Here is a 1,447-nt window from a genome sequence, read left to right on the forward strand (position 1 = left end):
GCAGAACCCCCATAACAAGGTGGTTTGTCAAGAGGCACGGTTCGATTTCACAAAGGCGTACGGGGTCCGGCGTCGTACGAAGGCACGACGCGGCTCCAAGAGCGCAGCGCCACCTTCCTAGATCTCTCAGGTCTCCGCCAGCGCCCACGTCGCTACGACGCACAGAGCGTGGCGGGCCAGACCCCCATTCGGGCTCGCACGGCCGCTACGGCCGCAGATGCAGTTCAGAGATGATTCCGCATCGGCCCAGATCTGCTTCGGTGGCACACTTACTCCCTTCCCATTCCCGCTGCAGGCAGTCAGGGATGATCGCTCGTCCCTCGATGATCGCTCATCCCGCCGCTGTCAGTTCTGCTGGCCGGGCTTGGGAGTAAGGGCCACTGCTCTTGCTTGACGCGGTTTAAGACCGCGCCTTTGAACTTGCCATTGAAGTCCTCTCGCTTCCGGAGGACGTGGTAGACGATCCGGGCGATCTCCTTCGCCACGAGCGCACGGGCAATCGCCTCCGGCTTCCTTCGACGCTTCCGCCGGTACCAGTCCCGGATCTCGGGGTAGTGCTGGATGGCACGGACAGTGGCGTGGCTGAAAGCCAGCTTCAGATACCGGTTCCCCTCTCGTGATCGCTTGTGTTTCGTGCGGTCGGCGGAGTTGTCTGCGCCGGGGACGAGGCGGCAGTAGCTGAAAAAGGCGCGATCCGAAGGGAAACGGGCGATGTCGTCGATCTCGAGCTTCAACGTGAACGCGTTGACCTTCCCGATGCCGGGGATCCGCAAGAGCCGCTGAACGTCGGCGTCCGGGACGAGGTGTGGGTGGAGCGCTCGCTCCAGCTCCTTCACCTGAGCCGCCAGGAGCTCGGCCTGCTCCAGATGACACCGCGCTTGGAGCTGCATCAGCTCCGGGAGGTCGGCTACATCACGGACGTTCACCTTCTCGAGCAAGCGGGCGACGGAGTTCAACGCCCCCGTTCGCCGCTCGACCAGGCGGAGCCGGGTACGCAGGACGTCGCGCAGGGGGCGGAGCTCGTCGCTGATCACGTGGGCCTCCGGAAGTAGATTCACCCGTAGGAGCTGGGCCAACTTACGCGCATCGTTGGCGTCGGTCTTCACCTTCGCCCCCGTAATGGCCTTGACCTCCTTCGCGTGGGCGAGGCGGAAGTCGATGTCGAGCGACGCGAGGGTGTCCTTGACCCAATACCAGCCCGTCGTGGCCTCGGCGACGGCACGATGCTCGTGAGCAGGTAGGTCGGCGAAGTAGAGGGCGAGGGAGTCGGCGCGGGCGGGGAGCTTCTCACGGGCGACCTCCTGGCCGGTGGCGTCGACGGTGAGGGCGAAGACGGAGCGCTTGTGGAGGTCGAGGCCGGTGTAGAGTGTCGTGGCAGACATGGCAGCGGGCGGCTGATGAGAGGGACCTATCCATGAGGCGCTGTACCTTGTTGGAAAGATCCCGC

Annotated in this window: 1 protein-coding gene; it reads right to left on the bottom strand. The window is 64.5% G+C overall.

The window, feature by feature from the left end; genetic code table 11:
* Window positions 1-299: 299 nt before the first annotated feature.
* Window positions 300-1,382: an IS110 family transposase gene (locus ABJF88_02510; GenBank protein MEP0545776.1), complete on the bottom strand. Its 1,083-nt coding sequence runs from the start codon at window positions 1,380-1,382 to the stop codon at window positions 300-302.
* Window positions 1,383-1,447 lie beyond the last annotated feature (65 nt).

It is taken from the genome of Rhodothermales bacterium (assembly GCA_039944855.1).
Taxonomy (GTDB): domain Bacteria; phylum Bacteroidota; class Rhodothermia; order Rhodothermales; family JANQRZ01; genus JBBSMX01.

Coding starts and splice junctions, on each gene's coding strand:
- ABJF88_02510 (MEP0545776.1), bottom strand. CDS start 1,382: ATGTCTGCCACGACACTCTACACCGGCCTCGACCTCCACAAGCGCTCC.